Consider the following 3,486-nt stretch of genomic DNA (forward strand, 5'->3'; position numbering starts at 1 on the left):
GACCGCGCCTGGTTCTGCATCCTTGGCAGATCGTTGAGCGACTGGGCCATATCTCACCACGTACCGAGTCTTGCGGCTCGTTCAATGCGGAGAGGCCCGGACGAACAGCAAAATCGGTATAACTGTAAGTCTATCCCACCCAGGCGCCGAAGTCTTCGCGAACGCCTGATATGCATGATCATAAGGATGTATGTGGGATCGACAACCCACCGATGCGAGCGAAGCGCCCTTCCTCCCCCCGGCCGGCCAGGCCCGAGCCCGCGCGTCACAAGGCGAGCCGATCACTCGTCCTCGTCGATTTCCGGGACGTCGGGAGGCACCTCGGGCGGGGTGAGGCCCTCGAGGCCCTTAAGCAGCTCCTCTTCGGTCATCCGGTCGACCGCGATCTCGGTATCATCGGCATCGACCCCGTCGGCGGAGGCGCCGATGAGCGGCATGCTTTCGGCTTCTGGTTCATCAACTTCGACGTATTTCTGAAGAGAGTGGATGAGGTCCTCTTTGAGGTCGCCGGGCGAAATGGTTTCCTCCGCAATCTCCCGCAACGCCACCACTGGGTTCTTATCGTTGTCGCGATCGACCGTGATCTGCGAGCCCGATGATATCATTCGAGCGCGATGGCTCGCCAATAACACCAAGTCGAACCGATTTTCGACCTTGTCGATGCAATCCTCAACCGTGACACGGGCCATAGGCGGGTCACTCCTTCTCGATGAAATCTGTGGAAAATTCTACAGTTAGCTACCGTCCTGGCGACGAAAGCGCAAGCCTCAAATTTATCTTGGCGCGAGACCACGCCTCTGTTAGGCAACGATAGGGAGCTAAAGTTCGATCGCGCCAATGAATTCCGGGCGGATCGCGTAAGTTGCATTCGTGCGTCCGCGCAATTTTGGCGTGGCGACGATTGTTTGTGAAGTCGGTTTCGATCGGGACGTCCCTCGGTTTCGCCGGCGGTGACCAAACCGGATCGAATTGTTTTTGATCACCAGAGAACCCCTAAAAGTCACGAGAACCCCAATGTCGATGTCTCAGGAAAAGATCGCGCTGTTTATCGATGGCGCCAACCTCTATGCCACGGCCAAGACGCTCGGCTTCGATATCGATTACAAGCGCTTGCTGCGTGAATTTCAATCACGGGGCTATCTCTTGCGAGCTTTCTACTACACCGCGGTTATTGAGGATCAGGAATACTCATCGATTCGACCATTGATCGATTGGCTTGACTACAACGGCTACACTGTCGTCACCAAGGCCACGAAGGAGTTCATTGACCAGACCGGCCGGCGCAAGGTCAAGGGCAACATGGATATTGAGCTTGCCGTCGACGCCATGGAGATCGCTGGCTACATCGACCATATGGTGCTTTTTTCTGGCGACGGTGATTTTCGCTCGCTCGTCGAGGCCGTTCAGCGCAAGGGCGTTCGCGTGACCGTGGTCTCGACCGTGACCACCCAACCGCCCATGGTCGCCGACGAGCTGCGCCGACAAGCAGACGTGTTCGTCGACATCGTCGAACTGCAGGGCAAAATCGGCCGCGATCCGGCGGAGCGTGCAGCGCGCGAACCGCGGCACACGCCGCAATTCCTGCAACGACCGGCGGCCCCTCAGCGGGCCGGCGCGAGCGATGACGACGAGTTCGAGGACGAGTGAGAATCCTGGCTGGGGAGCGGGGCCTCTTCCCGAGCCGGGGCGTGATTGCCCGCGGTGCCCACGACTGGTCGCGTTCCGCAAGGCTTGGCGGAAACGCGAGCCGACCTGGTTTAACAGTCCGGTGCCGTCGTTCGGCCCGCGCAAGGCGCGCCTGCTCATCGTCGGCCTCGCCCCTGGTCTGCAAGGGGCCAATCGGACCGGAAGGCCCTTTACGGGCGATTTTGCTGGCGACCTGCTCTATCAAACGCTCATCGATTACGGCTTTGCCCGCGGCCACTATGCGGCACGCTGCGACGATGGCCTCACGCTCATCGATTGCCGCATTACCAACACGGTGCGCTGTGTCCCGCCGGAAAACAAGCCGACCGGCGCGGAGATCGGGCACTGCCGCGATTTCCTCAAGAGCACGATTCGTGAAATGAGCCAGCTCCGCGTCATTGTGGCCTTGGGTCGGATTGCTCACGACAGTGTCGTGGTAAGCGCGGGGATTCGGCTGGCAGCGGCCGCTTTCGCCCACGGCCGCAGCCACCCGCTCGACGGTCTCACGCTCTACGACAGCTATCACTGCTCGCGCTATAACACCAATACCGGCAAACTCACGCCCCAGATGTTCCATGCGGTGTTCGCGGCGGTTCGCGCCCAATTGGACGCGCCGAGCCCATCCACAGAAGCGTGATGCCGGCGGGGACGTCTGATCCCGGCACCCGATCGCTGCAGGGGCCGTCAAGCCACGTTTTCTCGACGCGGTGCGCGCTATCTAAGTCGGCCGGTCCTGATAGGAAATGAACTCGAGCAGCGTCCCGTCGGGATCGCGAAAATAAATGCTCACACCTTGGCCTTTGGCCCCGAACCGCGCGATCGGTCCAAGCTCCACCGCCACCTTGTAGCGTCCCAGATGTGCGATTGCCGCCTCGATCGGCCCATGCCACTCAAAGCACAGATCACTATTGCCAGGTTGAACCGGCAGCCGCGCTACCGGCGCGGGCTTGAGGCCCGGGCCGTGCACATTGAGCTGGGTGCCACTAAATCGGTACGCCCATCCCGCGAATTGTTTGACGAGATCGGCGCCCATGACCTGTTGGTAGAACGCGTTGCTGCGTGCCCAATTGGACACGTGAATCACGCAGTGGTCGAGCGTTACACCCAGCACCTGACCTTGCCCTTTCGTTTGCGTTCACGCGCCGTCAAGCGCGTGACCCCTATCCCGATAGGGCGATTGCGTCGTCGCAAGGCCGCTCATCGCCCTCGTCGCAAGCCCACGCCACCTACCCTAGGGCCACCCTAGGGCCGACCTCGCGGTGAATTCGTCGCCCCGAACGAAGGAGCGACCGCCGGAAATCTTGCCTGGTTTTTGCCGCGGTTCAAACGGACAGTCTAGGAGGTTACCCAACGACGGGTCTTGGGGCCGCCTCCGCGTGCTCCACCGCTTGAAGACCCGGGGCTTCGCGATGAACCCTCGTCGTGGGGCCATTGGCGGGGAATCTCGTCTGCGGGTGTGATCCCCGCCGCAGAGGGGCGCGCCACGGGCGAGACCGCAATCCATGGGCGCTAAATTGCGCGTCGTGCGAGACGGCTGGGGGGCGCGCATGAAAAACAGCGATTTCGGGTGCCGGTTTACATTTCGTCAACGAGATCACTAGAAAACAGACGTGTCGGAGAAACGTACCGTAAGATGGCTAGGTCAGCCAAGGCAGGGCCGATGATCCAACGGCCGGGGAATTTTGGGGCGGTCCTCATTCGACGGACCGCGCTTGGCGCGATCCTCCGATCCGATTCGCGGATCAATCCTTAGGACGATTGGCGGCCGATGCCCCACGACGCGAGCAGACTTCTTGCGAT

General features: G+C 60.9%; 4 protein-coding genes. 2 read left to right on the forward strand and 2 right to left on the reverse strand.

What is annotated here, in order from left to right; translation table 11 throughout:
• Positions 1–281 precede the first annotated feature (281 nt).
• On the reverse strand, positions 282–689 hold the full coding sequence (rpoZ, locus tag VEJ16_17400) for a DNA-directed RNA polymerase subunit omega (protein ID HYB11440.1): 408 nt from the start codon (positions 687–689) through the stop codon (positions 282–284).
• A gap of 325 nt (positions 690–1,014) precedes the next feature.
• On the opposite strand from rpoZ, the gene VEJ16_17405 reads away from it, so the two are divergent.
• Both VEJ16_17405 and VEJ16_17410 read left to right on the forward strand, forming a co-directional pair.
• Positions 1,015–1,647, forward strand: coding sequence for an NYN domain-containing protein (locus VEJ16_17405; GenBank protein ID HYB11441.1), 633 nt, complete (start codon positions 1,015–1,017; stop codon positions 1,645–1,647).
• Complete coding sequence (locus VEJ16_17410) at positions 1,622–2,323, forward strand: uracil-DNA glycosylase (protein HYB11442.1); 702 nt, start codon at positions 1,622–1,624, stop codon at positions 2,321–2,323. The genes VEJ16_17405 and VEJ16_17410 overlap by 26 nt, the downstream gene beginning before the upstream one ends.
• Before the next feature lie 81 nt (positions 2,324–2,404).
• On the opposite strand, the gene VEJ16_17415 is transcribed toward VEJ16_17410, so the two are convergent.
• The gene (locus VEJ16_17415) at positions 2,405–2,794 is read right to left on the reverse strand and encodes a VOC family protein (protein ID HYB11443.1); all 390 of its coding nucleotides are present in this window, start codon (positions 2,792–2,794) and stop codon (positions 2,405–2,407) included.
• Between the last annotated feature and the right edge of the window lie 692 nt (positions 2,795–3,486).

This window comes from Alphaproteobacteria bacterium (assembly GCA_035625915.1).
In the GTDB taxonomy this organism is placed as follows: Bacteria; Pseudomonadota; Alphaproteobacteria; order JACZXZ01; family JACZXZ01; genus DATDHA01.

What these genes read in the sequence shown, in the direction of transcription:
- VEJ16_17405 (HYB11441.1), top strand. Translation starts at nt 1,015, where the DNA reads ATGTCGATGTCTCAGGAAAAGATCGCGCTGTTTATCGATGGCGCCAAC.
- VEJ16_17410 (HYB11442.1), top strand. Translation starts at nt 1,622, where the DNA reads ATGACGACGAGTTCGAGGACGAGTGAGAATCCTGGCTGGGGAGCGGGG.
- rpoZ (HYB11440.1), bottom strand. Translation starts at nt 689, where the DNA reads ATGGCCCGTGTCACGGTTGAGGATTGCATCGACAAGGTCGAAAATCGG.